The organism is Pantoea sp. NGS-ED-1003, assembly GCF_000738765.1.
GTDB lineage: Bacteria > Pseudomonadota > Gammaproteobacteria > Enterobacterales > Enterobacteriaceae > Pantoea > Pantoea septica.
In genome coordinates this window covers 36,449-62,675 of sequence record NZ_JPQA01000010.1, presented here as the reverse complement: position 1 = coordinate 62,675, position 26,227 = coordinate 36,449, and the positions used below count along the sequence as shown (strand labels likewise).

General features: G+C 58.1%; 28 protein-coding genes. 15 read left to right on the top strand and 13 right to left on the bottom strand.

The features are described from left to right. Nucleotides 1-125 precede the first annotated feature (125 nt). Entirely contained in the window at nucleotides 126-1,223 is a 1,098-nt protein-coding gene (locus JS46_RS18745) for a glycosyltransferase family 9 protein (protein ID WP_033754355.1), read from the top strand. On the opposite strand, the gene JS46_RS18740 is transcribed toward JS46_RS18745, so the two are convergent. From JS46_RS18740 to rfaD, 5 genes are read right to left on the bottom strand one after another with little or no spacing between them, the layout of a single operon-like run. Then, on the bottom strand, nucleotides 1,220-2,383 hold the full coding sequence (locus JS46_RS18740) for an O-antigen ligase (RefSeq protein ID WP_033754352.1): 1,164 nt from the start codon (nucleotides 2,381-2,383) through the stop codon (nucleotides 1,220-1,222). The two genes, JS46_RS18745 and JS46_RS18740, sit on opposite strands and share 4 nt — an antisense overlap. Beyond that, nucleotides 2,373-3,269: a hypothetical protein gene (locus JS46_RS18735; protein ID WP_033754349.1), complete on the bottom strand. Its 897-nt coding sequence runs from the start codon at nucleotides 3,267-3,269 to the stop codon at nucleotides 2,373-2,375. Before JS46_RS18735 ends, JS46_RS18740 begins: the two co-directional genes overlap by 11 nt. After that, a complete protein-coding gene (gene rfaC / locus JS46_RS18730) occupies nucleotides 3,270-4,232 on the bottom strand; it encodes a lipopolysaccharide heptosyltransferase RfaC (RefSeq protein WP_033754346.1) in 963 nt (320 codons plus the stop codon). Further along, entirely contained in the window at nucleotides 4,220-5,278 is a 1,059-nt protein-coding gene (gene rfaF, locus JS46_RS18725; RefSeq protein WP_033754344.1) for an ADP-heptose--LPS heptosyltransferase RfaF, read from the bottom strand. The genes rfaC and rfaF overlap by 13 nt, the downstream gene beginning before the upstream one ends. 16 nt (nucleotides 5,279-5,294) lie before the next feature. Then, complete coding sequence (gene rfaD / locus JS46_RS18720; RefSeq protein WP_033754343.1) at nucleotides 5,295-6,227, bottom strand: ADP-glyceromanno-heptose 6-epimerase; 933 nt, start codon at nucleotides 6,225-6,227, stop codon at nucleotides 5,295-5,297. 232 nt (nucleotides 6,228-6,459) lie between these two features. On the opposite strand from rfaD, the gene JS46_RS18715 reads away from it, so the two are divergent. Beyond that, the gene (locus JS46_RS18715; protein WP_033754341.1) at nucleotides 6,460-7,653 is read left to right on the top strand and encodes a glycine C-acetyltransferase; all 1,194 of its coding nucleotides are present in this window, start codon (nucleotides 6,460-6,462) and stop codon (nucleotides 7,651-7,653) included. Between the two features lie 10 nt (nucleotides 7,654-7,663). Then, the gene (gene tdh / locus JS46_RS18710; RefSeq protein ID WP_033754339.1) at nucleotides 7,664-8,692 is read left to right on the top strand and encodes an L-threonine 3-dehydrogenase; all 1,029 of its coding nucleotides are present in this window, start codon (nucleotides 7,664-7,666) and stop codon (nucleotides 8,690-8,692) included. Between the two features lie 57 nt (nucleotides 8,693-8,749). Here the strand turns inward: tdh and JS46_RS18705 are convergent, their stop codons facing one another. After that, nucleotides 8,750-9,838 carry a glycosyltransferase gene (locus tag JS46_RS18705; protein ID WP_033754684.1) on the bottom strand — a complete coding sequence of 363 codons (1,089 nt, stop codon included), beginning with the start codon at nucleotides 9,836-9,838 and terminating at the stop codon, nucleotides 8,750-8,752. 180 nt (nucleotides 9,839-10,018) lie between these two features. Between JS46_RS18705 and JS46_RS18700 the strand changes: the two genes are divergently transcribed. The 7 genes from JS46_RS18700 (at nucleotide 10,019) to coaD (ending at nucleotide 17,071) form a co-directional block, all read left to right on the top strand. Beyond that, on the top strand, nucleotides 10,019-10,987 hold the full coding sequence (locus tag JS46_RS18700; protein WP_033754337.1) for a deacetylase: 969 nt from the start codon (nucleotides 10,019-10,021) through the stop codon (nucleotides 10,985-10,987). A 201-nt stretch (nucleotides 10,988-11,188) separates the two neighbouring features. Continuing rightward, nucleotides 11,189-12,184, top strand: coding sequence for a glycosyltransferase (locus JS46_RS18695; protein WP_072010463.1), 996 nt, complete (start codon nucleotides 11,189-11,191; stop codon nucleotides 12,182-12,184). A gap of 72 nt (nucleotides 12,185-12,256) precedes the next feature. Further along, nucleotides 12,257-13,333 carry a putative lipopolysaccharide heptosyltransferase III gene (gene rfaQ, locus JS46_RS18690; protein ID WP_033754331.1) on the top strand — a complete coding sequence of 359 codons (1,077 nt, stop codon included), beginning with the start codon at nucleotides 12,257-12,259 and terminating at the stop codon, nucleotides 13,331-13,333. After that, a complete protein-coding gene (locus tag JS46_RS18685; RefSeq protein WP_033754328.1) occupies nucleotides 13,326-14,459 on the top strand; it encodes a glycosyltransferase family 4 protein in 1,134 nt (377 codons plus the stop codon). Before rfaQ ends, JS46_RS18685 begins: the two co-directional genes overlap by 8 nt. Before the next feature lie 85 nt (nucleotides 14,460-14,544). Further along, a complete protein-coding gene (waaA, locus tag JS46_RS18680; RefSeq protein WP_033754325.1) occupies nucleotides 14,545-15,819 on the top strand; it encodes a lipid IV(A) 3-deoxy-D-manno-octulosonic acid transferase in 1,275 nt (424 codons plus the stop codon). Further along, on the top strand, nucleotides 15,819-16,595 hold the full coding sequence (locus JS46_RS18675; protein ID WP_033754322.1) for a glycosyltransferase family 2 protein: 777 nt from the start codon (nucleotides 15,819-15,821) through the stop codon (nucleotides 16,593-16,595). The genes waaA and JS46_RS18675 overlap by 1 nt, the downstream gene beginning before the upstream one ends. Next, the gene (gene coaD, locus JS46_RS18670) at nucleotides 16,592-17,071 is read left to right on the top strand and encodes a pantetheine-phosphate adenylyltransferase (protein WP_033754318.1); all 480 of its coding nucleotides are present in this window, start codon (nucleotides 16,592-16,594) and stop codon (nucleotides 17,069-17,071) included. The genes JS46_RS18675 and coaD overlap by 4 nt, the downstream gene beginning before the upstream one ends. Here coaD and mutM read toward each other — a convergent pair whose 3' ends face one another. The 4 genes from mutM to radC all read right to left on the bottom strand — a co-directional run bounded on the left by mutM (nucleotide 17,072) and on the right by radC (nucleotide 19,266). Further along, nucleotides 17,072-17,881 (bottom strand): bifunctional DNA-formamidopyrimidine glycosylase/DNA-(apurinic or apyrimidinic site) lyase, encoded by an 810-nt coding sequence (gene mutM / locus JS46_RS18665; RefSeq protein ID WP_033754315.1) that lies wholly within the window; start codon nucleotides 17,879-17,881, stop codon nucleotides 17,072-17,074. Nucleotides 17,882-17,950: 69 nt separating this feature from the next. Beyond that, nucleotides 17,951-18,118 (bottom strand): 50S ribosomal protein L33, encoded by a 168-nt coding sequence (rpmG, locus tag JS46_RS18660; RefSeq protein ID WP_001051798.1) that lies wholly within the window; start codon nucleotides 18,116-18,118, stop codon nucleotides 17,951-17,953. 11 nt (nucleotides 18,119-18,129) lie between these two features. After that, complete coding sequence (gene rpmB, locus JS46_RS23590; RefSeq protein ID WP_010616494.1) at nucleotides 18,130-18,366, bottom strand: 50S ribosomal protein L28; 237 nt, start codon at nucleotides 18,364-18,366, stop codon at nucleotides 18,130-18,132. A gap of 243 nt (nucleotides 18,367-18,609) precedes the next feature. After that, nucleotides 18,610-19,266: a DNA repair protein RadC gene (gene radC, locus JS46_RS18655; RefSeq protein WP_033754310.1), complete on the bottom strand. Its 657-nt coding sequence runs from the start codon at nucleotides 19,264-19,266 to the stop codon at nucleotides 18,610-18,612. Nucleotides 19,267-19,446: 180 nt separating this feature from the next. Between radC and coaBC the strand changes: the two genes are divergently transcribed. From coaBC to slmA, 3 genes are all read left to right on the top strand, one after another. Continuing rightward, nucleotides 19,447-20,670, top strand: a complete 1,224-nt coding sequence (gene coaBC / locus JS46_RS18650) for a bifunctional phosphopantothenoylcysteine decarboxylase/phosphopantothenate--cysteine ligase CoaBC (protein WP_033754309.1) — start codon at nucleotides 19,447-19,449, stop codon at nucleotides 20,668-20,670. Further along, entirely contained in the window at nucleotides 20,648-21,106 is a 459-nt protein-coding gene (dut, locus tag JS46_RS18645) for a dUTP diphosphatase (RefSeq protein WP_033754307.1), read from the top strand. The genes coaBC and dut overlap by 23 nt, the downstream gene beginning before the upstream one ends. A gap of 111 nt (nucleotides 21,107-21,217) precedes the next feature. Beyond that, entirely contained in the window at nucleotides 21,218-21,814 is a 597-nt protein-coding gene (slmA, locus tag JS46_RS18640; protein WP_033754303.1) for a nucleoid occlusion factor SlmA, read from the top strand. A gap of 59 nt (nucleotides 21,815-21,873) precedes the next feature. Here the strand turns inward: slmA and pyrE are convergent, their stop codons facing one another. Further along, nucleotides 21,874-22,515, bottom strand: a complete 642-nt coding sequence (pyrE, locus tag JS46_RS18635; protein WP_033754300.1) for an orotate phosphoribosyltransferase — start codon at nucleotides 22,513-22,515, stop codon at nucleotides 21,874-21,876. Between the two features lie 49 nt (nucleotides 22,516-22,564). Then, nucleotides 22,565-23,281 (bottom strand): ribonuclease PH, encoded by a 717-nt coding sequence (gene rph, locus JS46_RS18630; RefSeq protein WP_033754298.1) that lies wholly within the window; start codon nucleotides 23,279-23,281, stop codon nucleotides 22,565-22,567. A 145-nt stretch (nucleotides 23,282-23,426) separates the two neighbouring features. On the opposite strand from rph, the gene JS46_RS18625 reads away from it, so the two are divergent. Then, nucleotides 23,427-24,611, top strand: a complete 1,185-nt coding sequence (locus JS46_RS18625) for a NupC/NupG family nucleoside CNT transporter (RefSeq protein ID WP_033754295.1) — start codon at nucleotides 23,427-23,429, stop codon at nucleotides 24,609-24,611. A gap of 35 nt (nucleotides 24,612-24,646) precedes the next feature. Here JS46_RS18625 and JS46_RS18620 read toward each other — a convergent pair whose 3' ends face one another. Further along, nucleotides 24,647-25,072, bottom strand: a complete 426-nt coding sequence (locus JS46_RS18620) for a DUF3574 domain-containing protein (RefSeq protein ID WP_033754292.1) — start codon at nucleotides 25,070-25,072, stop codon at nucleotides 24,647-24,649. A gap of 158 nt (nucleotides 25,073-25,230) precedes the next feature. On the opposite strand from JS46_RS18620, the gene JS46_RS18615 reads away from it, so the two are divergent. Further along, on the top strand, nucleotides 25,231-26,094 hold the full coding sequence (locus JS46_RS18615) for a YicC/YloC family endoribonuclease (RefSeq protein ID WP_033754290.1): 864 nt from the start codon (nucleotides 25,231-25,233) through the stop codon (nucleotides 26,092-26,094). Nucleotides 26,095-26,227 lie beyond the last annotated feature (133 nt).

The following is a 26,227-nucleotide window of genomic DNA, read 5'->3' as shown; positions in this document are numbered from 1 at the left end:
AAGCGTAATAAATGCTCACGTGACTTGTTATCCGTTGCGCATCCCCTATGATGGATGCGCAATTTCAGGCGCCCGAAAGGCGATTCCTTGCTATTTTTTTGTAAAGACCACTACGCTCAATCTCAATGAAACCGAAAAAAAAGATATTTGTTATTAATGCCGCTATCGCTTTATATTCGCTGTTTAACGGACACCGGAATAAAGCGGTTCTGAGCAAGGATCTTGAATTCCAACGTATCGCTATTTACTCAACTACGGCGCTAGGCGATCTTTTATTTAATACGCCAGCAATCAAAGCGATCAGAAAACGCTATCCGCAGGCGAAAATAGCATTCGTTACCAGCCAGAAGAACAGTGCGCTGGTAAACGGCAGTCCCTGGTTTGACAAAGTGGAAGTTTGGGATAATAAAGTAAAAAATATGCATCGCCTGTTGAAAAAGCTGTGGGCGTTCAAACCAGAAATCACCTTTATCCTGCACTCAAATATTTATTACGATGTGCTGTGCGCTAAGCTTTCAGGCTCAACTTACATTGTGCGCGACAATTTCGCCCAGGATCCAACCAACCTCAACCGCTGGCTGGACCACTACTCTCGGTTTGAAGATACGCATATTATCCAGCGTAAACTCAATACGCTGGCATATTTAGGTTGCGATACGACGGATATCAGCATGACCTTCCCACTTGAGATACCTTTGCCGCCGAAACCCGTAGACAGGCGCCGCATCGGCTTTCAAATGGGAGCGTCGAAGCCCGATCGCTGTTGGCCGGTTGAACGTTTCGCCGAGCTGGCGACCCTTATTTTAGCTGCGGATCCGCAGACGGAAATCGTGCTGACGGGTGCCGGTCAGGATAGCGGACTGGCGCGCGACTTTCTTGCGCTGTTGCCTGGCACGCTGCACGCCAGGGTGACCTCGCTTATCGGCAAGACCAGCCTGACGGAGCTTATCCAGCAGATCGGTACGTTTACGCTGTTGGTTACTGGCGACACTGGTCCGCTGCACCTTGCTATTACCGCACGCACGCCAACGCTCAGCTTATACGTCGGGGCGAATCCTCGTCATACGGGTCCTTATCAGGATCCACATCTGCATAAAATTCTGCGCATTGAGCCTGAGGCTGGCGATGACAAGATGTTGCCGCTGCGCAAGATCAGCGCTGAATCTGTGTTCGCTCAGATCCAGTCGCTGATAAAGGGCTTAATTACGCAGCCCGGACATTAATCTGCGACACGACGGCTGGCCATCGCAACCGCCAGCGGCAGCCAAAACAACATCCAGGCTTCGCTGGGTGAACCGATAACGAACATGCCTTGCGTAATAAAGAACATCAGCGAAAACAGGTAAAGCATCGCCTCTAGCGCCATTTCCTCGTGGAAACGCCGCCAGGCGCAGCCCAGCCCTGAGATAATGACGCCCGACAGCAGGACTAACCCTACGACGCCGCCTTTGAGCAGCGTCGAGAAATAGACGCTGTGCGTGGTGGTGACAATGTCGCCCAAGCTATTTCTGAAAGATAGCGTTTTATCGAATCCCCAGCCGAAGCAGGGCTTCTGCTCGACCAGCTCCAGCGTATGGTGCCAGATGCCAAAGCGCACATAGCTCTGCTGATAGGCGTCAATCAGTCGCTGCGAATATTCGCTGCCGTAGCCGGTAAAGTAAAAAAAGAGGCTGATCACCACAATACAACCCAAGGTCGAGAGAATATGCCGCAGATGAATATGTTTATATTTGGCAAACAGTAGAAAAGAGGAAACGATCAACGCCAGCAGCGGGCCGCGGCTTTGCGTTAGCAGCAGGCCGATAAACAGCAGCGATGCGGGAAAGTAAATCCAGTGTTTGCCCGACTCGCGCGCGATAATAAAGGCGCTGATAATGCCGATAGCGAAATAGCCACCCAAATCGATCACGTTGCTCGGCGCGCCAAAGAAGCCGTTTTCCAGCCGGCCAGTCAGCAGCGTGCTTTTATCGACGAAAATAAAGGTCAGGATCAATAGCGTGAAAACGGCGGCGAAAATCAGCGAGTGTAGCCTGATTATCCCGTAGTTCTTAACTACATGATTAACCATCAGGATAAAAAACAGGATATAAAAACTGTGTTTCAGCGCCGAGGTGAAGGTCCCTTCACCAATGCTCCATAAATTGCTAAGGCTAAAGTAAAAAAGGAAGGCAGAAATAAACACCAGCGGCGTTTTTGCGTCTTGAATAAAATGCTGCAAACGTTGCCGATCGACCAGAAAAATCACTACCATTAAAATCAGCGAAAGATAGAAGAAATTATTAATTTTTCCCTGAGACGTAAACAGCGGCATTAAAAACAGAAATACCATAAAAGAGCAGGAGGCGACAGTAACGATGCGTTTTCGATTATGCTCAGAGATCATTCAGAGATACCTTCTCAAAAATTTCGCTGCCCAGAGCACTGTCTGGTGACAAATTATATACCACGATATTCTTCTCCTTCATTATTCGACTGGAGTGCGCAAATGAGGGTTTAATCAAAGACATAAATTGAGATTCGAGCTGGCTCGGCATAATGTCCGCCTCGCTTTCATAAAAACGCGGCGCTGAAAAATTAGTCATATCGACCCCGGCGAGCAGAACGGTCTGCGCGCCTAAATAGTACGCAATTTGCAGCGCCCAATAGGCAACCGTTCCCGCATCGACCACGCCGCAGCGGATATCGCGGCAAAACCCGATGTCACGCCTTTCGGCATCAAGACTCAGTCCGGCAAGATGCCTGCTTTGCGCAGCGTAACCGGACGGCTCCACCAGGGGTTGATAAACCTTGTGTCTGACATCTTCGATAATCGCGAGACGGCATTTAACAACATCACTGCCTAGCATGTTTAAAATATCGTGCAGACAGTGGACAGTGATAAACAGCAGCAGATCGCGGTCCTGAACCACCTGACGCACCACTTCCTGCCTATTTTTTACAAAGTCGCGATCGACAATAACGTAGTAGTGAAAAGCCAGACGATCGCGCAGGTGGTAGGCGCCGTTGACGCCCAGCGCGCTAAACTGCGCCAGCTTTTGCGTATCGAGCCTTTTGACCGACGGCCCGGTCGCGACAATGGCCAGCGTATCACGATGCGTAGCGCGCAGCGCCGTTAAATCCTCAATCGCGATCTGGCGGCCTTTCCAGACCAGCGAACGGATGTGTCCCTCAGGCGCGCGCGCTATCTTCACATGGGGCCATAGGTTTTCACTGTGCCGATAATCGCGCGGATGGGTATAGCGATAAATTTGTTTCCAGAGCGATCCCATTCAAAGTAGTTCCCTAAGCCTGTTCCAGACTGCTTCGGCGCTGGTCGATGCCAAATCGCCGTTGCTGGCTTTGATGGCCTGCTGATTCTGCCCATATCCTCCAATCAACCCCGGATCCGTCGGGCCGTAGAGCGTAATGTTGGGGCGATCGAGCGCCGCGGTAAGATGGCTTAGTCCGGTATCTACCGACACCACCGCCTTCGCCCCCGCCAGTTCGCGCGCTATCGCTTCCAGCGTCAGCTTCGGCAGCACCTCGACATAGTCGAAGCCTTCCGCCAGACGCTGGGCGCGCTGATGCTCGTGCTCGGCACCCCACGGCAGCTTGATACGCAGTCCCGAGGGCTGGAGCAGGCCGATCAGCTCGCGCCAGTGGCTTTCCGGCCAGTGCTTGTTGTCGCGCGTTGTGGCGTGGAGAAACACCAGATAGGGTGCGATATCCTGCGGCACGTCGCGCAGAAAGTGCGCGGCAATGGCGTAGTCGCCCTGGGTTTGCGGCTTCTCGTAGCCGAGGCTCTTCGCGAACAACTCGCGCGTGCGCTCTACCGCATGCTGCTTTTTATCAATCTCATGGCGTTGGTCGTACCACCAGCTGGCGAAGGGTTCGCGCGCGCTGCGGCTATCCTGGCCATGCTTGACGCCTCTGGCGAGACGGGTCACCAGCGCGGCGCTTTTGATAAGGCCCTGCGCGTCGATCACCACATCATACTGGCGCGACTGCAAATCGCGCTTGAAGCGCACCCGCTCTTCGCGCTGCTGACTGCCGAACCAGTGTTTGCGCCAGCGGCGAATGGCGACCGGCAAGACTTTATCCACCGCCGGATGCCAGGAGGGGATCTGGGCGAAATTCTCTTCCACCACCCAGTCGAAGCGAATGCCAGGGATCGCCTGCATGGCGTCGGTTAAAGCGGGAAGGGTATGAAGCACATCGCCCATCGACGATGTTTTGACGATCAGGACGTGCATGCCGTCTCCTGCGGATGAGCCAGCAGTTCGCTCAGTTCCTGATAAACGCGCTGCGGCGGGATGTCGATCAGGCTCTGATGATAGCCCTGCACGGCATCGCCTTTGCGCACCTTATGGTAGCCGGTAATCAGGCGAATAATGCGCACCTGCTTTGAAAGCGGCGGCGTGAAATCGGGGCTGCTGGGACCGTACAGCGCCACCAGCGGCCGGTTGAGCGCGGCGGCGATATGCATCAGTCCCGAATCGTTGCTGACCACGGCGTCGCAGCGCGCAATCAGGATAACCGCCTGCTCAAGCTGCGTCTCGCCCGCCAGGTTGCGGCAGTAGCGGCGCGCTTCGGCGGGCAGCGCTGCGATAATCTCTTCGCCGCACTCGCGATCTTTTGCCGAACCAAACAGCACTACCTGATTGCCTTCGGCAATCAGCTGCTGCGCCAGCGCGGCATAGTGATAGTGCGGCCAGCGCTTCGCCGGACCAAACTCCGCGCCCGGGCAAAAACCGATCAGCGGCCGCTCCGCCGGGATCTGAAACTGGGCGGAGGTTTCGATTTTCTCCTGGTCGTCTACCTGAAGCTGGGGCCAGAGCAGCGGCTGCGGCAGCTGCTGCGCCGAAGCGACCGGCGCGTCGCAGGCCAGCGCGATGTAGCGCTCCACCATCAGCGGAAACGCCGCTTTGTCCAGCACGCGCACATCGTTCAGCAGGCCGTAGCGCATCTCGCCGCGCCAGCCGATGCGACGTTTGATCCCGGCGAAAAAAGGCACCAGTGCAGATTTAAATGAATTCGGCAGCACATAGGCGCGATCGTACCCGCTGGCGCGCAGCGATTTGCCGATGCGTCGACGCGCGCCGAGCGCCAGCGCGCCGTGTCCGAGCGGCATCGCCAGCGCCTGACTCACTTCCGGCATGCGCGACAGCAGCGGACGGCACCATGCTGGCGCCATTACGTCAATCACGGCGTCCGGATGTTGAGCTTTGAGGGTGCGATAGAGGCTTTGCGACATCATCATATCGCCGACCCACGATGGGCCAATAACCAGAATTTTCATCGCGGGTACGCGTTCCTTATGCGCTGCGGTTCAGCCAGGCCATATACTCGGCCACGCCCTGCGCCACGGTTTTGAACGGCTTGTCATAGCCGGCCGCGCGCAGACTGGTGAGGTCCGCCTGAGTATAGGCCTGATAGCGGCCTTTGAGTTTTTCCGGAAAGGGAATGTACTCAATTTGCCCTTTCTGATGGAATTTCAGCACCGCGTCCGCCACTTCCTGGAACGATTCGGCGCGACCGGTGCCGCAGTTATAGATACCAGAAATCTTGTTTTCCCAGCACCACAGATTGACCGCGACCACGTCGTCAACGTGGATAAAGTCGCGCTGGAAGCCTTCGCTGCCTTCAAACAGCTTAGGATTTTCGCCGTTAGCGATCTGGGTGTTGAGATGAAACGCCACGCTCGCCATGCTGCCTTTGTGGCCTTCGCGCGGGCCGTAGACGTTGAAGTAGCGGAAGCCGCACACCGGCGAATCCGCTTCCGGCAGGATCTGGCGCACATAGTGATCGAACAGCATTTTAGAGTAGCCGTAGACGTTCAGCGGCTGCTCATATTCGCGCTTCTCGATAAAGTTGTCATTGCGGCCGCCGTAGGTGGCGGCGGAGGAGGCGTAAAGGAAAGGAATTTCGCGCTCGAGGCAGTAGTGCAGCAGATCTTTCGAGTACTGATAGTTATTGTCCATCATGTACTTGCCGTCCCACTCCGTGGTCGCGGAGCAGGCGCCTTCATGGAATACCGCCTCGATCGGACCGAAATCCTCGCCCGCTGCGATATAGGTGAGAAACTCCTCTTTATCCATGTAGTCGCTGATATCGAGATCGGCCAGATTGACGAACTTGGTGCCATCTTTCAGGTTGTCGACGACCAGAATATCGCTGATGCCGCGATCGTTGAGCGCCTTGACGATATTGCTGCCAATCATTCCTGCGCCGCCAGTGACGATAATCATGTGCTCTACCTTTAAACGTTGGGGCATGAAACAGGCGGTTTCACGCGCTAATGTCTCACATCATAACATTTCATCACGGAGCAGACAGCCAGATGACTCCGACACGCCGTCGCCTCCCCCCTCTCTGACGTGAACTATGCTGCAAAATTAACATTCTCCTGGTGGATTTATCGTTAGCACCCTTCTTCTTCAGTAAGATGTGCCGAATTTATGCCATCTGAGGAGAACAATGATGACAGCGCAATTTTATCAGCAGATCCGCCAGCAGCTGGATACGGCGCACCGGGAAGGGCTGTTTAAGCAGGAGCGCATTATTACCTCCGCGCAGCAAACCGATATTGAGGTGGGCGCGCAGCAGGTCATTAACTTCTGCGCTAATAATTACTTAGGCTTGGCAAACCATCCGGCGCTGATTCAGGCGGCGAAAGAGGGCATGGAAACGCACGGTTTCGGCATGGCATCGGTGCGCTTTATCTGCGGCACGCAGGAGACGCATAAGCAGCTGGAGAAAAAGCTGGCGGCGTTTCTCGGCATGGAGGATGCCATTCTCTATTCCTCCTGCTTCGACGCCAACGGCGGCCTGTTTGAAACGCTGCTCGACGCGGAAGACGCGATTATTTCCGACGCGCTCAATCACGCCTCGATTATCGACGGCGTACGGCTCTGTAAGGCGCAGCGCTATCGCTACGCCAATAACGATATGCAGGCGCTGCGCGCCTGTCTGGTCGAGGCGCGGCAGAAAGGCGCGCGCCATATTCTTATCGCCACCGACGGCGTCTTTTCTATGGACGGAGTGATCGCCAACCTGCGCGGCATCTGCGATCTCGCCGACGAGTTCAATGCGCTGGTGATGGTAGATGACTCCCATGCGGTGGGCTTTGTCGGCGCGGCCGGTCGCGGCACGCATGAATATTGCGACGTCATGGATCGCGTCGACATTATTACCGGCACGCTGGGCAAGGCGCTGGGCGGCGCTTCCGGCGGCTATACCGCCGCTCGCGCCGAGGTCGTCGAATGGCTGCGCCAGCGCTCGCGTCCCTATCTCTTTTCTAATTCGCTGGCGCCGGCGATCGTTGCCGCCTCGATCCGCGTGCTTGATCTGTTGAGCGAGGGCGACGGTCTGCGGCAGCGCCTGTGGGACAACGCCCGTTTCTTCCGCGAAAAGATGACAGCGGCTGGTTTTACCCTGGCGGGCGCCGATCACGCCATTATTCCCGTGATGCTGGGCGAAGCGAGCGTGGCGCAAGAGTTCGCCCGTTTGCTGCAGCAAGAGGGCATTTACGTTACCGGCTTTTTCTACCCGGTGGTACCGCGCGGCCAGGCGCGTATCCGCACGCAGATTTCGGCGGCGCATACCCAGCAGCAGCTGGAGCGCGCGGTCGAGGCCTTTACCCGCATTGGACAACAGCTTGGCGTCATTGCCTGAGGAGCTCTGTATGAAAGCGTTAGCCAAACTTCACGCGCAGGAAGGCATCTGGATGGTGACCGATGCGCCGATCCCGGAGCCGGGCCATAACGATTTGCTGATCAAGATCCGTAAAACCGCCATCTGCGGTACCGATATCCATATCTACAACTGGGATGACTGGTCGCGCAAAACCATTCCGGTGCCGATGATCGTCGGGCATGAGTATGTCGGCGAAGTCGTCGCCATCGGCCAGGAGGTGCGCGGCTTCAGCATCGGCGATCGCGTCTCCGGCGAAGGGCATATTACCTGCGGGCACTGCCGCAACTGTCGCGCCGGCCGCACCCATCTGTGCCGCAATACCATTGGCGTCGGCGTCAACCGGCAGGGCTGCTTTGCCGAGTATCTGGTGCTCCCCGCCTTCAACGCCTTCCGCATTCCCGACAACATTTCCGACGAGCTGGCCGCGATTTTCGATCCCTTCGGCAATGCGGTGCATACCGCGCTGTCGTTCGATCTGGTGGGCGAAGATGTGCTGATCTCCGGCGCCGGCCCTATCGGCATTATGGCGGCGGCGGTGTGCAAACATGTCGGCGCGCGCAATGTGGTGATCACCGACATCAACGACTATCGCCTTGAGCTGGCGCGCACCATGGGCGTGACGCGCGCGGTCAACGTGGCGCATGAAGATCTGCGCGCGGTGATGCGCGAGCTGGGAATGACGGAAGGGTTCGACGTAGGGCTGGAGATGTCCGGCGCGCCGCCGGCGTTTCGTACCCTGCTGGAGGTAATGAACCACGGCGGGCGTATTGCGCTGCTGGGTATTCCGCCGGGCGAGATGGCGATCGACTGGAATCAGGTGATCTTCAAAGGGCTGTTTATTAAGGGCATCTACGGCCGCGAGATGTTTGAAACCTGGTACAAGATGGCGGCGCTGATTCAGTCAGGGCTCGATCTGACGCCCATCATCACGCACCGCTACGCTATCGACGACTTCCAGCAGGGCTTCGATGAGATGCGCTCCGGACGTTCAGGAAAAGTGGTGCTGAGCTGGGATTAGCTTACAAATGGGCTGGGACGCATTGCGCATCTGCCCCAGCCCATCCGCCTATCACAATCACTCTTTCGCGATTAGCGCCAGATACTGCTCGCAGATAGCAGGCGTAGCAAACGCCGAAAAGTCGATCTGCGTTAAGTCCGGTGGCTGTCGGTAAATCTCCAGCATCGCATTCGCCAGGGAAACGGGATTAAGATCGGCCAGTCCGCGCGCCAGTTCGCCCTGCAATAGCGACTCCGGACCGCCCGGACAGCGCGTACTGACCACCGGCGTGCCACACAGCATCGACTCTATCAGCACATTGCCGAAACCTTCGCTATCCGAACTGACCACCAGCAAACTGGCACGCGCCATCCAGGCGTAAGGATTGTCGGCGAAGCCCTGAAATATCACGCGCTGGTCAATACCCAGCGCTGCCGCCTGCGCCTGCAGAGCAGCCGTTTTTTCCGCGCTTCCCTTGCCTAGTAGCACCAGCGGCATCGCAAGATCGGTAAGCGCATAGGCCTGTAGTAAACGATCGTGGCGTTTAGTTTCGTGAAAGCGGCCTACGTGCAAAATAAACTCGCGGGCGGGCGGCGTCAGCGGTGCCTGCGCCAGTGAGCGTATGGCGGCGATATCGAAAGGATTGGCGATCACCGCCTCACGTCGTGGGCTGACGTTAAAAGTGCGTTTTAAATCATCCAACGCATAAGCGGAAACGCCTATCACGTTACGCTGCTGATAGACCTTCTGGATTTTGCACGCTTTAAGCCAGCGCGACCATCCGCGACGATGCCCCAGATAAGAAGCGGAAAACACGCCATGCAGACAGAACCAGGTTTTTTCCGCCTTTAGCGCGGTGCAACGCCTGACGATGCGGTCGGTCTTATGCAGATGCGAGACGACGAGATCGAACGGGCCGCCAGCGCACTCAGCCTCCGCTACCGCCTTTTCCAGCTGACGCGCTCGACGCGCCAGCTCCGTCAGCTTACGCCAAGGCTGACGACAGCGATCTTCGATAACCTGATAGTCTACGCCCGTCGGCAACACATATTCGCACACCTTACGCAGTGAAAAGAGAGACACCCGGTGTCCAGCGGCAAGCAATCCCGCGACCAGCGTTATGACTACTTTTTCTGCGCCGCCGCCGGGCAGGCCGTCGATCACCATCAGGATACGTTTCGACAAAGTATTTCCTTATTGAAAAAGAGAAAAGTCCGCCATCAGGACTCTCTGTGCTCAGCTATAGTACGGAAGCGCTGACAAGCAGTAAATGCGTGACACAAGCCTTTGCGCGGACTAACGGCCCGGCGTACTATTGCGCCTTTTCAGGGCGTTCGGGAAGACACTATGAAACAGCCATCATTCATTATTACCATCGATACTGAAGGTGATAATCTCTGGCGCAACCATCGCATCATCACCACGCGCAATACGGCTTTTCTGCCGCGCTTTCAGTCTCTGTGCGAACGTTTTGGCTTGAAGCCAACTTGGTTAACCAACTATGAAATGGCGACCGATCCAGCCTACGTCGAATTCGCGCGCGACGTGATTGTGCGCAACCAAGGCGAAGTCGGCATGCATCTACACGCCTGGAACAGCCCGCCAGAAGCGCCATTGACAGACGACGACTGGCGCTGGCAGCCTTACCTGATTGAATATCCTGATGATGTGCTGCGCGCGAAAGTCGCTTTTATGACGCAGTTGCTGGAGGAGACGTTTCAGACCAAAATGCGCAGCCATCGCGCAGGCCGCTGGGCGTTCGACGAACGCTACGCAGCGGCGCTCACGGAACTGGGCTATCTGGTAGACTGCTCTGTTACGCCGCGCGTAAACTGGCGTTTCAATCGCGGCGCGCCGCAGGGCAACGGCGGCACGGATTACACTCATTTTCCGCGCTGCGCCTATTTTATCGATCCCAGTAATATTTCTCGTCCCGGTGATTCGCCGCTGCTGGAAGTGCCGATGAGCATCCAGTATAAATATTCTCCTCTGATGAGCGCCTTTAAACAGGGTATCTATAAGCTGCGCGGCAAGCAGCGTAGCCCTGCGGTTTACTGGCTGCGCCCTTCCGGCGGCAATGTGGCAAGCATGAAGCGGGTGATTGAACAATCGCTGGCGGAGGGCCAGGATTATGTGGAGTTTATGTTGCACTCCTCAGAATTTATGCCGGACGGCAGCCCGACGTTTAAAAACGAACAGGATATCGAGCGGCTGTATGCGGATCTGGAGGCGCTATTCAGCTGGGTCGGTCCGCGCTTTCAGGGGCGCACGCTGACGGAATATCACGCCAGCTTTATGCAAAATCGCTGCGACTAGTATGCAGGCTAGCGTCAGGCTAAGCTAACGCCAGCCTGACACGGCGCAGTAAGATGCGATAACCGCATGAAATGCGTCACAAAAATCTTATTAGCCCCCATAATTAGTCAGGCAATTTTTACCTCGCATCGAAGCGGGTACGACCGACGTTAAAGGATGTCGTCAGAATTACCGAAAGCACAAACTAAAAAAATAGAGCTTATGCATTCAACTCCTACTTCACCGCTGCTCAGTATCATCTCTCCCATGTACAACGCAGGCGAGATGTTCGATGCCTTTATGCAGTCGCTGCTGGCGCAGACTCTGACCTCGCTGGAAATCATTATCGTCGACGACGGCTCTACCGACGATTCCGGCGCGCGCGCCGACGCCTGGGCGGCGCAGCATCCCCATATCAGGGTTATTCATCAGGAAAACGGCGGCGTATCACGCGCGCGCAATGCCGGACTGCGCGTCGCGCGCGGCAAGTACGTCACCTTTCCCGATTCAGACGACACCATGCGGCCCGAGATGTATAAAACGCTGGTAGAGATGGCGGAACAGGACGATCTCGACGCCGCGCAGTGCAACGCCGAATGGTTTTTCCAGCGCGACCAGCGCACCAGGCCGATGATCCCGCTGGAGCGCCTGCGCAGCACGCCGGTGCTGGACGGCGCCGCCTGGCTGAATACCGCGCTGAAAACCCGGCGTTACCTGCATGTGGTCTGGCTGGGCATCTACCGCCGGTCGCTGATCGAGCAGAAGCAGCTCTGGTTCGAACCCGGTTTGCATCATCAGGATATTCCCTGGACCACCGAATTTATGTTTAACGCGCGGCGCGTGCGCTATACCGAACAGGTGCTCTATCGCTACTACATGCACGACGCCTCGATCAGCAACCGCAAGCGTACCGGCCAGCGCAACGTGGAGTATCAGCGCCACTACCTGAAGATCGCCCGCATGCTGGAGGAGATCAACGCGCGCTATAGAGAGAGCGTGACCATCTATCCGGCTTTTCATGCGCAGATTACTCACGAAGCGTTGAGCGTCTGCCACTGCGTGCGCCGCGAGCCCGACCCGGCCGCGAAACAGGCGATTATCCAGGATATTTTCGCCAGCAAGACGCATCTGCGTATGCTGCGCAACGCGCGTGGCGTTAAACAGTGGTATCAGCTGCTGCTGTGGCTGACTCGCCTCTGGCGCTGGCGAGACAAATAACCGCCGCCGCAGGTTTCCCCTCCGAAGGGTTTGCCCTACAATCGCCTCACTGAAAATTAAGAGCATTTGTGTATGGCAAACCCGACTCACGCAGACGTTACCCCACACAATATTTTGCTAATCAAGCTGCGCCACCACGGCGATATGCTGCTTACCACGCCGGTTATCAACGCGCTGCGCCAGCGCTATCCGCAGGCCAATATCGACGTGCTGCTCTACAAAGAGACGCGGCCGATGCTGGAGGCGCATCCGGCGATTCGCCAGCTGCACGTTATCGACCGCAAGTGGAAGCAGGAAGGAAGCTGGCGCAAACTGCGCCACGAGCGCGACCTGCTCGCCGCCGTGCGCGCCAGCCATTACGATATCGTTATCAATCTCGCCGATCAGTGGCGCAGCGCGCTGATTACCCTGGTTAGCGGCGCGCCGCTGCGTATCGGCTTCGCATTCAATAAGCGCAATAACGCCTTCTGGCGGCGCTGCCACAACTGTCTGGTGCCGACCAGCAACCATAATCAGCTGCATACGGTAGAGCAGAATATGACGGCGCTGACGCCGCTCGGCATCTCGCCGCAGGGCGCGCGCGCCTCTATGCACTACAGCGCCGTCGACGGACAAAAAGTCGATGCGCTGCTGGCTGAACAGGGCGTCGACTCGGCGTTCATCGTCTTTCAGCCTACCTCTCGCTGGAATTTTAAGTGCTGGGAAGAGGAGAAGGTCGCCGCGACCATCGACCAGCTGGCGCAGGCGAACCGCAAAGTGGTATTGACCGCCGCGCCCGACAAGCATGAGATGGCGATGATCGCGCGCATCCAGGCGCTCTGCACGACGCCGCATCTGGTGACGCTGGCGGGCCAGCTCACGCTGCCGCAGCTGGCGGCGCTGATCGATCGCGCACGACTCTTTATCGGCGTCGACTCCGCGCCGATGCATATGGCCGCCGCGCTCGACACGCCCTGCATCGCGCTGTTCGGGCCGACCAAGCTGCAGTTCTGGCGGCCATGGGGCGATCATAATCGCGTTATCTGGGCCGGCGATTACGGCCCGCTGCCCAATCCCGACGCCATCGATACCAACACCCGCGAGCGCTATCTCAGCACTATTCCGGTCGACGATGTAGTCGAAGCCGCAAGGGATTTTCTCCATGACTAAATTACGCCTGGCGATCGTCCGACAGAAGTATCGCCCCGACGGCGGCGCCGAACGCTTTATCTCGCGCGCGCTGGAAGCGCTTGGCAGCGAGCAGCTGGATCTCAATATCATCACGCGCAGCTGGCAGGGAACGCCGAATCCCGACTGGCATCTGCACATCTGCAATCCGCCGAAGCTGGGACGGATTTCGCGCGAGCGCGGTTTTGCGCGCGCGGCGCGCGCCTGCTGGGAAAAAGAGCGGTTCGATATTGTCCAGAGCCACGAGCGCATCGCGGGCTGCGATATTTTTCGCGCCGGCGATGGCGTGCATCGCGTCTGGCTGGAGCAGCGGGCGCGCATCGTCTCGCCGTGGCAGCGCATCAGCGCCGCCCTGAGTCCCTATCATCGCTACGTGCTGCGGGCGGAAGCGGAAATGTTCAACGCCGCGTCCCTGAAGGCGGTCATCTGCAACTCAGAGATGGTGAAGCGCGACATCCTGCGCTGTTTTTCGCTGAGTGCGGAGAAAATCCACGTTATCCATAACGCAATCGACGCTCAGCGCTTTCAGCCCGCCAGCGAGGCGAGCCGCCGTGCGACGCGTCAGCAGCTGCAGCTGCCGGAGAACGCGACGGTGCTCATCTACGTCGGCTCCGGCTTCGAGCGTAAAGGATTAAAGGCGGCGATCGAAGCGCTGGCGAACAGCGACCGCTATCTGATTGTGGTCGGCCAGGACAAGCAGCTGTCACGCTATCAGCAGCTCGCCAATCAGCTGAACTGCCTCGACAGGCTGCGGTTCGTCGGCGTGCAGCAGGATGTGCAGCCCTTCTACCACGCCGCCGACGGCCTGCTGCTGCCGACGCTCTACGATCCCTTTCCGAATGTCGTGCTGGAGGCGATGGCCTGCGGCTTACCGGTAATCACCAGCACCGGCTGCGGCGGCGCAGAATTTATTACCGCTGGTCAGGAAGGCTTCGTTTGCGATGCTTTAGATATCAAGGAATTAAACCAGGCTATTATGTCGATACCCGCGCTTTCGGTTGATTCGCGTTTAGGCGAAGCCGCAAGGCGCAGAATCGAGCCTTACGGCCCTCAGCGTCTGGCGCAGTCGCTGACTTCCCTTTATCAGCAGGTCCTGCTGCGACGCTGACAAAGTGGTGAGCGTATCTGGGCTTTCTGGTAACATAGATTGATTTATGTGAAATTTTTTCTGCCAGGCTGTCGAAACGATAACTATGACAACCCTCTATACCGTTCTGCTCTACCTCATCCAGCCGCTCATCTGGCTGCGCCTCTGGCTGCGCGGCCGTAAAGCGCCGGCGTACCGTAAACGCTGGGCAGAGCGCTACGGCTACTGCATGGGAAAAGTGGAGCCGGACGGTATCGTGCTGCATTCGGTCTCCGTCGGCGAAACCCTGGCTGCGGTTCCCCTGGTGCGCGCGCTGCGTCATCGCTATCCGACCTTGCCGATTACCGTGACCACCATGACGCCGACCGGCTCTGAGCGCGCGCAGTCGGCGTTCGGCAAAGATGTGCATCACGTTTATCTGCCTTACGATCTGCCTGGCGCCATCAACCGTTTTCTCGACACGGTCAATCCGCGGCTGGTAATCATCATGGAAACCGAGCTGTGGCCCAATATTATCCGCATCCTGCATCAGCGTCAGATCCCGCTGGTCATCGCCAATGCGCGCCTGTCGGAGCGTTCCGCTAAAGGCTATCGCAAGCTGGGCGGCTTTATGCGCGACCTGCTGCAGCGCATTACTCTGATTGCCGCGCAGAATACGGAAGATGCCGACCGCTTTCTTGCGCTGGGGCTGAAACGCTCGCAGCTGGCGGTGACAGGCAGCCTGAAATTCGATATTTCCGTAACGCCCGAACTGGCCGCCAGAGCGATAACGCTGCGTCGTCAGTGGGCGCCGCGCCGTCCGGTCTGGATCGCCACCAGCACTCACGAAGGGGAAGAGGCGATCGTGCTGGACGCCCATCGTCGCCTGCTGCAAACCTTTCCCGATCTGCTGTTGATTCTGGTGCCTCGCCATCCGGAGCGTTTCACCGATGCGCGCAACCTGACGCAGAAACGCAACTTCAGCTTTATCCTGCGCAGCAGCGGCGAAATTCCTTCCGGTTCGACCCAGGTGGTGATCGGTGACACCATGGGCGAGCTGATGCTGCTTTATGGCATCGCCGACCTCGCTTTCGTCGGCGGCAGCCTGGTAGAGCGCGGCGGACACAATCCGCTGGAGCCTGCCGCCCACGCCATTCCGGTGCTGATGGGTCCGCATATCTGGAACTTTAAAGACATCTGCGCCAGGTTACAGCAGGCGCAGGGCCTGATTACCGTGACCGACGTGATATCGCTGGAGAAAGAGGTGACCAATCTGCTGCAGGATGAAGATTACCGTCTTTATTACGGCCGTCATGCGGTCGAAGTGCTGCATCAGAATCAGGGCGCGCTGCAGCGTTTGCTGCAGTTGCTTGAACCCCATTTACCGCCGCGGGCCCACTGATGACCGCTCGCCAACGCCTTTCCGTAGTGATGATCGCCAAAAACGAAGCGACACTGCTGCCCGATTGTCTCGCCTCCGTCAGCTGGGCGGACGAGATTATCCTGCTGGATTCCGGCAGCAGCGACGAGACCGCCGAGATTGCGCGCCAGGCTGGCGCTAAAGTCTATCGCGCCGAGGCGTGGGCCGGATTCGGCAAACAGCGCCAGCGCGCGCAGCGCTACGCCAGCGGCGAGATGATTCTGATGATCGATGCCGACGAGCGCGTGACGCCGACGCTGCGCGCCAGCATTGAAGCGGTACTGACGCAGCCGCCTTCCGGTACCGTCTACAGTCTGAACCGCAGCAACCTCTTTCTCGGCCGCTTTATGCGTCACAGCGGCTGGTACCCGGATCGCGTTATGCGCCTCTATCCGCGCGCGCTGAGCTATAACGACAACCTGGTGCACGAGTCGCTGGAAACGCAGGGCGCGCCGGTGGTACGGCTGCAGGGCGACCTGCAACATCTCACCTGCCGTGACCTGATCGTTTTCCAGCAGAAGCAGCTGGCCTACGCCGCCGCCTGGGCGCAGGAGCGCCATCAGCGCGGCAAGCGCTGCGGCCTCTTCTCTGTTTTTTCCCATACGCTGGGCGCCTTTCTGAAAACGCTTTTGCTGCGCGCAGGCTTTCTCGACGGCAAACAGGGCTGGATTCTGGCCGTGGTCAACGCGCAGTACACCTTCAACAAATATTCCGCGCTGTGGGCGCTGAATCATGCCGCAGACAAAGGCCGTCTATGAGCACCAAAGCGATTTATCCCGGAACCTTCGATCCCGTTACGCTCGGCCATCTCGATATCGTGACGCGCGCCGCGCGGATGTTCGATCGGGTGGTGCTGGCGGTCGCCGCCAGCCCGAGCAAGAAGCCGATGTTTAGCCTGGACGAGCGCGTCGAACTGGCGCAAAACATGGTGGCGCATCTGCCGAACGTCGAGGTGGCGGGATTTAGTGATTTGATGGCGAACTTCGCCCGGGCGCAGCAGGCCAACGTGCTGGTGCGCGGCCTGCGCGCGGTTTCCGACTTCGAGTATGAGATGCAGCTCGCCCATATGAACCGCCATCTGCTGCCGACGCTGGAGAGCGTGTTTCTGATGCCGACCGAGGGCTTCTCTTTCGTCTCTTCTTCGCTGGTCAAAGAGGTGGCGCGTCACGGCGGCGACGTCAGTGCCTTTCTGCCGCCGCACGTGCTGCAGGCGCTGCTGGCGAAGCTGGCCTGATTAACGCTGGCAGTTAGGGCACCAGAAGGTGCTGCGCTGCCCGTGCTTGCCGCTGACGATGGGCGTGCCGCAGGCGCGACAGGGTTCGCCGGCGCGGCCGTAAACCTGCAGCTCCTGAGCGAAATAGCCGGGCTTGCCGTCGCTCTGTAAAAAGTCGCGCAGCGTGGTGCCGCCCTGCTCTATCGAACGCAGCAGCACCGCTTTAATGGTCGCGGCCAGACGCTGCGCCTCTTCATCACTCAGGCTCATCGCCGGACGATCGGGCAGGATCCCCGCCGTGAACAGCGATTCGCTGGCGTAGATATTGCCGACGCCGACCACCACCTTGTTGTCCATCAGCCACTGTTTGACCGCTGTGCGCTTGCCGCGCGACTTCTCATACAGATAGTCGCCGCTAAAGGCGTCGCCGAGCGGTTCAGGTCCCAGGTGCGCCAGCACGTTGCTGCCTTCGGGATCGGTGCTCCACAGCCAGGCGCCGAAGCGGCGCGGATCGGTGTAGCGCAGCACTTTGCCGTTGCTCATCACCAAATCAACATGGTCATGCTTCGCGGCGGGCTGCTCTTCCGGCAGCACGCGCAGGCTGCCGGACATGCCGAGGTGGATAATGATCCAGCCGTGCGGCAGCTCCAGCAGCAGATATTTGGCGCGGCGCTGCACGCTCAGCACCGGCTGGTCGCTGAGCGCATGGATCTCCTGCGACACCGGCCAGCGCAGGCGGCCATTGCGCACCACCGCATGTAAAATTTTTTCGCCCACCAGATGCGGTTCTATGCCGCGTCGGCTGGTTTCGACCTCGGGTAATTCCGGCATGTTCTCTCCTCAAAAAGCGGCAAAAACAAAAAACCCGGCCGAAGCCGGGTTTTTCACAGAACACCAAAATTATTTAATTTTGGCTTCTTTGTAGATCACGTGCTGACGTACAACCGGATCGAACTTTTTCAGTTCCAGCTTCTCAGGTTTAGTACGTTTGTTCTTCGTGGTGGTATAGAAGTGACCTGTACCAGCAGAGGAAACCAGCTTGATCTTCTCACGAATACCTTTAGCCATGATTCAGTTCCTTAGTACTTCTCACCACGGGCGCGGATTTCGGCCAGAACCGTATCGATGCCCTTTTTATCAATAACACGCATACCTTTAGCAGATACACGAAGAGTAACGAAGCGCTTCTCGCTCTCAACCCAAAAACGGTGTGAGTGCAGGTTCGGAAGGAAACGGCGTTTCGTCGCGTTCATTGCGTGGGAACGGTTGTTACCGGTCACCGGACGCTTTCCAGTTACCTGGCAGACTCGTGACATGTCTATTCTCCAAAAATCAAATCAGCTCGAGCTTTAAAAACTAGGTCTTGGCCGCCTCGTCAGGCTCATAGCCCGCCAGGCGAGTTCCATGTGAACCCGCTAAGCTGGCCCAAACGCCAAACCCGAGATTCTCAAAGGTGGCGTAGTATACGCCGCTCAGCGCAAGTGCTCAAGTCCCGAACAGATAAAGATCCCTGAAGATCGTGCAAAAACCCGCCATCTGCACCTGCCGGCCCTGGCTTTTTACAGCCATCCGCGCTCCGCAAAAGAGACATATTCGCCGTGACCGATCACCAGATGATCGAGCAGGCGAATATTCAGCAGGGTACAGGCCGCGCTGACCTTATGGGTAATATGGCGATCGGCGCGGCTCGGCTCCGCCATGCCGGAAGGATGATTATGCGCGAGAATAATCGCCGCCGCGTTAAGCTTCAGCGCCTCGCGCACGATTTCGCGCGGATGCACCTCGACGCTGTTGATAGAGCCCATAAAGATCTTCTGCGCCTGTAATACGCGGTGCTGATTATCAAGAAACAGCGCCATAAAGATTTCCCGCTCCTGATGCGCCAGCACGCTCTGTAAATAGTGTCGCGTGACCTGCGGGTTCGCCATGACATCTTCCCGCGCCATCTGACTGGCGAAAAAGCGCCGCGCCAGTTCAGCGATGGCGTGCAGCTGCGCCAGCTTAGCGGCGCCGACGCCCTTTATCTCGTCGAACTCCGCCGGTGCCGCGGTCATGATGTGATAAAGAGAGCCGAACCGCTGCAGCATCTGCTGCGCCAGCGTGATGACATTCGCGCCGACCGTGCCGGTGCGCAGAAAGATCGCCAGCAGCTCGACGTCGCTTAACGCCTCTGCGCCCATCAACCGCAATTTTTCCCGTGGTGTCATATCGTCCATAAATGCCTCCTGCCGTTGACGACATCATGGTTAAATACTGTATACTTAACCAGTAACTTCTGCCGGATTTACGAGGCGGCTCGCAAACGCAGGAGGTGAAAAGGCGCGGAGGCGGCTTTATGATAAAGTCCTGCCACTTGCCGCGCCTGACGCGGCATCCAGCGAAATGAGGCCTACAGCATGATGGGATTAGCCGGAAAAAAAATTCTGCTTGGCGTGAGCGGCGGCATCGCGGCGTATAAAGCGCCCGAGCTGGTGCGACGCCTGCGCGATCGCGGCGCCGAAGTGCGCGTTATGATGACGCCCGCCGCCAAAGCCTTTATTACGCCGCTCAGCCTGCAGGCCGTTTCCGGCCATCCGGTATTCGAAGACCTGCTCGATCCCGCGGCCGAAGCGGCGATGGGCCATATCGAACTGGCGAAATGGGCCGATTTAGTGGTGCTGGCGCCAGCGTCGGCCGACCTTATCGCCCGTTTGCACGCCGGTATGGCCAACGACCTGGTGACCACCGCCTGCCTCGCCACCGCCGCGCCTGTCGCTGTGGTGCCGGCGATGAACCAGCAGATGTATCGCGCCGCCGTCACGCAGCATAATCTGCAGCAGCTTGCGGCGCGCGGCCTGCTGATTTGGGGGCCCGACAGCGGCAGCCAGGCGTGCGGCGACGTGGGCCCTGGCCGCATGCTCGATCCGCTGGTAATTGTCGACCATGCGGTGCAGTGGGCCTCGCCCGTCAACGATCTGCAACATCTCAACATTATGATCACCGCCGGTCCAACGCGCGAAGCGCTCGACCCGGTGCGCTATATCAGCAACCACAGCTCCGGCAAGATGGGCTTCGCCATTGCCGCCGCCGCCGCCAGCCGTGGCGCCAGCGTGACGCTGGTAAGCGGCCCGGTGAGCCTGCCGACGCCGCCAGCGGTCCGCCGTATCGACGTGACTTCCGCGCTGGAGATGGAGGCAGCCGTGATGGCTGACGCGGCGAAACAGCACATTTTTATCGCCAGCGCCGCCGTAGCGGACTATCGCGCTGCGGCCATCGCGACGGAAAAGATGAAAAAACAGGGCAGCGAAGATAATGCCATCACGCTCCAGCTGGTGAAAAACCCGGATATCGTGGCGGGCGTCGCCGCAATGTCGCAAAACCGGCCCTACGTGGTTGGATTTGCCGCAGAAACCCAGAATGTGGAAGAATACGCACGACAAAAACGGGTAAGAAAAAATCTGGACCTGATCTGCGCTAACGACGTAGCGAAAGCCGGACAGGGTTTTAACAGCGATACCAATGCGCTTCACCTTTTTTGGCAGGAGGGAGAAAAACGCTTACCGCTCAGCGATAAGACGCTCCTTGGCCAACATTTATTAGACGAGATTGTCCGCCTTTATGATGAAAAAAATCGACGTTAAGATTCTTGACGCGCGCGTGGGCGCGGAATTTCCGCTGCCGACCTACGCGACCTCTGGCTCAGCCGGGCTCGATTTGCGCGCCTGCCTGGACAGCGCGCTGGAAATCACGCCTGGCATGACCACGCTGGTGCCGACCGGCCTGGCGATCCACATCGGCGATCCCAGCCTGGCGGCGGTTATCCTGCCGCGCTCCGGCCTGGGTCATAAGCACGGCATCGTGCTGGGCAATCTGGTGGGCCTGATCGACTCCGACTATCAGGGCCAGCTGATGGTATCGGTCTGGAACCGTGGCCAGCAGAGCTTTACGCTGCAGCCAGGGGATCGTCTTGCGCAGCTGGTCTTCGTACCGGTCGTTCAGGCAGAGTTCAACCTGGTGGAAGATTTTGACGCCAGCGCCCGCGGCGAAGGCGGTTTCGGTCATTCAGGCCACCAGTAACGCCCATTTTTGCTTAACCATCTGTTTATTTCTTATCAGCCTTAAGCTTCGCGCTTAGGGCTGACAGGAAGATGTGCCTGTTTAAGGTGAATTTCAGGGGTTTTTAAGGTCATGGCAGAAAAAAAACTCGCCAAACGGAACCGTCGCGAAGAAATTTTGCAGGCGTTGGCGCAAATGCTGGAATCCAGTGACGGTAGCCAGCGTATTACCACCGCCAAGCTGGCGGCCACCGTCGGCGTTTCTGAAGCGGCGCTCTATCGCCACTTTCCCAGCAAAACGCGCATGTTCGACAGCCTGATTGAGTTTATTGAAGACAGTCTGATTACCCGCATCAATCTGATCCTGAAAGATGAAAAAGAGACGATGGCGCGCCTGCGTCTTATCGTGCAGCTGATTCTGGGATTTGGTGAGCGTAATCCGGGGCTGACCCGCATTTTGACCGGCCATGCGCTGATGTTTGAGCAGGATCGCCTGCAGGGGCGCATTAATCAGCTGTTTGAGCGTATTGAAGTGCAGCTACGTCAGGTGATGCGCGAGCGCAGAATGCGTGAAGGCGAAGGCTTCGAGACGGACGAGGCGCTGCTGGCGAGCCAGCTGCTGGCGTTTTGCGAAGGCATCCTGTCGCGCTACGTGCGCTCGGAATTTCGTTTTCGGCCGACCGCCGACTTCGATATCCGCTGGCCGCTGCTGGCCGCGCAGCTGGTGTAGTCCGCCTACGTCCGCCGGGCTGGCTTCCCTTTCCCAGGCGGGAAAGGGAAGCCACGGCATTAAATGCCGTACTCTTTCTGATAGGCGCGCACTTTCGCCAGATGGTCCGCCATTTCAGGCTTCTCTTCCAGGTAGCTAATCAGATCCTTCAGGGTAATGATGGCGGTAACCTGACATTTATAGTCGCGCTCCACCTCCTGAATCGCTGAAATATCGCCGCGTCCGCGCTCCTGTCGATCCAGGGAAATCAGCACGCCCGCTAGCGTGGCGTTGTGCGCGTTGATAATGTCCATCGATTCGCGTATCGCCGTGCCGGCGGTGATGACGTCATCCACCAGCATAACGCGGCCCGCCAGCGGGCTGCCTACCAGCAGACCGCCTTCGCCATGATCTTTTGCCTCTTTGCGGTTGAAGCAGTAAGGCACGTCGCGGTCATGGTGATCGGCCAGCGCCACGGCGGTGGTGGTGGCGATAGGAATGCCTTTATAGGCGGGTCCGAACAGCAGATCGAAGTCGACGCCGCCGTCCACTAACGCCTGCGCGTAGAAACGGCCCAGCAGCGCCAGATCGCGACCGCTGTTAAACAGGCCGGCATTGAAAAAGTAGGGGCTTTTACGGCCAGACTTCAGGGTAAATTCGCCGAACTTCAGCACCTGCTTGTTCAGGGCGAATTCAATAAACTGACGCTGCCAGGCTTTCATCTCTCACTCCTCTCGCAAAAAAAAGGCGACTCTCTGGTCGCCTGGTAAATCAGTTGTTCAGCGCCGCTTTCTGCGCCTGAATCAGTTCCTCGATACCGCCGCGCGCCAGCGCGAGCAGCGACAGCAGCTCCTCATGGCTGAACGGTTCGCCTTCCGCCGTGCCCTGCACTTCGATCATGCGGCCATCTTCCAGCATCACCACGTTCATGTCGGTTTCGGCGGCGGAGTCTTCTACATACTCCAGATCGCAGCGCGCTTCGCCTTCAACGATGCCGACGGAAATCGCCGCCACCATGCCTTTCATCGGGTTCGCTTTCAGCTTGCCGTCGGCTACCAGCTTGTTCAGCGCATCGGCCAGCGCCACGCAGGCGCCGGTAATCGACGCGGTACGGGTGCCGCCGTCAGCCTGAATCACGTCGCAGTCCAGCGTGATGGTAAATTCGCCCAGCGCTTTGAGATCGACCGCCGCGCGCAGCGAGCGGGCGATCAGGCGCTGGATTTCCAGCGTACGTCCGCCCTGTTTGCCCTTGGCCGCTTCACGCGCCATACGGCTATGGGTGGAGCGCGGCAGCATGCCATATTCGGCGGTTACCCAGCCTTGTCCCTGTCCTTTCAGGAAACGCGGGACACTCTCTTCCACGGTAGCAGTGCAGAGCACTTTGGTTTCGCCGAACTCCACCAGTACTGAGCCCTCGGCATGTTTGGTGTAGTTTCGGGTCAGGGTGACGGGACGCACCTGCTGTGCGCTTCGGCCTGCTGGACGCATGGTAATCTCCGGCTGAAATGAATTGGCTGCGCATTATACGGACTTCCTCGTCGCCTGTCTTGCTGACGGGATTACGCATCGGCGGATGAATTTCCGCGCGGTCTGTGGCTAAATGCGCCTTCCTCACTCACTGAAAATAAAAAGTATGACCTCAATTCTTCATTTCCTGCTGGCGCTGGCGGTGATTTTCGCCCTTGCGCTGCTGGTCAGTCATGACCGTAAACAGATACGCCTGCGTTACATCGTGCAGCTGATCGTGGTGGAAGCCGCGCTGGGCTGGTTTTTCCTGCACTCCGTCAGCGGACAGGCGGCGGTCGGCGCCTTCAGCGGCTTTTTTGAGAAACTGCTGACCTTCGCCGCGCAGGGCACCGACTTCGTGTTTGGCAATATGAGCAAGCAAGGGCTGGCCTTTATCTTTCTTAGCGTACTCTGCCCCATCGTGTTTATCTCGGCGCTGATCGGCATTCTGCAGCACTGGCGCATTCTGCCGCTGCTGATACGGCTGGTAGGCACGTTGCTGTCGAAAGTTAACGGCATGGGCAAGCTCGAGTCGTTCAACGCCGTCAGTACGCTGGTTCTCGGCCAGTCGGAGAACTTTATCGCCTATAAAGGCATTTTGGGCGATATTCCGCCGAAGCGCCTTTACACCATGGCCGCCACGGCGATGTCTACCGTGTCGCTCTCTATCGTCGGCGCCTATATGTCGATGATCGAGCCGAAATATGTGGTGGCCGCGCTGCTGCTCAATATGTTCAGCACCTTTATTATTCTCTCGATTATCAATCCCGGCAAAGCGCAGGATGAAGCGGCGATCCCGCTCGACAAGCTGCATGAAGAGCAAAGCTTTTTCGAGATGCTCGGCGAGTACATCCTGGCGGGCTTTAAGGTCGCGATGATTATTCTGGCGATGCTGATCGGCTTTATCGCGCTGATCGCCGCGGTCAATGCGCTATTCAGCGCGCTATTCGGCTACAGCTTCCAGCAGATCCTCGGTTATCTCTTCTATCCGTTTGCCTGGCTGATCGGCATTCCTGCCGCCGACGCGCTGCAGGCCGCCAGTATTATGGCGACCAAGCTGGTGGCGAACGAATTCGTGGCGATGATTGAGCTGCAGAAGGTGGCGGCCGGCATGACGCCGCGTGGGCTGGGCATTCTCTCGGTGTTCCTGGTGTCGTTCGCCAACGTCGCCTCGATCGGCATCGTCGCCGGCGCGATCAAAGGACTGAACGAACAGCAGGGCAATGTGGTCTCCCGGTTCGGCTGGAAGCTGGTCTACGGCTCCACGCTGGTGAGCCTGCTGTCGGCAGCCTTCGCCGGTCTGTTTATCTAATCTCTGTACGGCGGCCTTCCAGCCGCCGTTTTTATTCAGAATCCCACGCACACCGGCGCGTCGACGCGCATCACCGATTCCTGGCCGAAGCGTTGCTTGTAAAGCGTGCGCAGCGCTTCGATATCGTCGTTGACGCCGTTCTCCGCGCCGTGAATAAGCATCAGCGCCTTGCTGGGCTCGCGCGCCAGCTTGCCGCTTTTCTCCAGCCACTGACCGCTGGCGTCGTAGACGCTGAGTCCCGATTTGAAGCGCGGCGTCACCTCTTTATCAAGGAACTGCTGCCAGTCGTCGCGGCTCACCACTCCGCCCTGCGGTTTGCTGAGACCAAACCAGAGCGTGGTCTGCATCATCATTTCGCCGCCGGCGCACACGGCAATCGGTTTGGTCGGCGGCGGAAGCGGCGCCTGGCAACCGGCCAGTAGCGCGGCCAGCGCCACGGAAAGGGCAACAGAGCGGAACATCGGCGGTATCCTTATCAATACGGTTAGCGGCCATCATAAGTGTCTGTCCGCAAAAGCGGAAATGTTTCGTTATTCGCATGCACCTGCGCTTATGCCTGTTAGCGCGCGGCGGGTGTCGCTATACTTGCTGCATAATTTCTGACAAAGAGTAGCCGATTATGATCCGCAGTATGACCGCTTACGCCCGCCGCGAAGCCAAAGGCACTTGGGGCAGCGCCGCCTGGGAGCTTCGCTCCGTTAACCAGCGTTACCTTGAAACCTATATCCGTCTGCCGGAGCAGTTTCGCAGCCTGGAGCCGGTTATCCGCGAACGCATTCGTCAGCGCCTGACGCGCGGCAAAATCGAGTGCAACCTGCGTTTCGACGCCGATCCCGGCGCGCAGGGCGAACTGATGCTGAATGAAACCCTGGCGAAGCAGCTGGTGCAGGCCGCCAACTGGGTGAAGATGCAGAGCGACGAAGGCGCCATCAATCCGATGGACATTCTGCGCTGGCCTGGCGTGATGTCCGCGCAGGAGCAGGATCTCGATGCGATTAACGCCCAGCTGCTGAGCGCGCTGGACGGCGCGCTGGATGACTTCATCGTTGCGCGCGAAAGCGAAGGCGCCGCGCTGAAAGGCATGATCGAACAGCGCCTCGAAGGCGTGAAGCAGGAAGTGGCGAAAGTGCGCGCCCAGATGCCTGAGATCCTGAAATGGCAGCGCGAGCGTCTGGTGGCGAAGCTGGAAGAGGCGGAAGTGCAGCTGGAAAACAATCGTCTCGAGCAGGAGCTGGTGATGATGGCACAGCGCATCGACGTTGCGGAAGAGCTGGATCGCCTGGAAGCGCATGTTAAAGAGACCTATAACATCCTTGGCAAAAAAGAGGCCGTCGGCCGCCGCCTCGACTTTATGATGCAGGAGTTCAACCGCGAATCGAACACGCTGGGGTCGAAATCGATCAATGCGGACGTCACCGCATCGGCGATTGAGCTGAAGGTGTTAATCGAACAGATGCGCGAGCAGATTCAGAACATCGAGTGACAGGCGACGCCTGCTGAACGAAAGGCTCGCCTCCGGGCGAGCTTTTGGCCATTTTTCTCTGTCCGCTAGCGTAAATTCTGCGTAAATAAACATAAGGATTCATTTCCAGACCACTCTTAATGTTAGGGCGCTG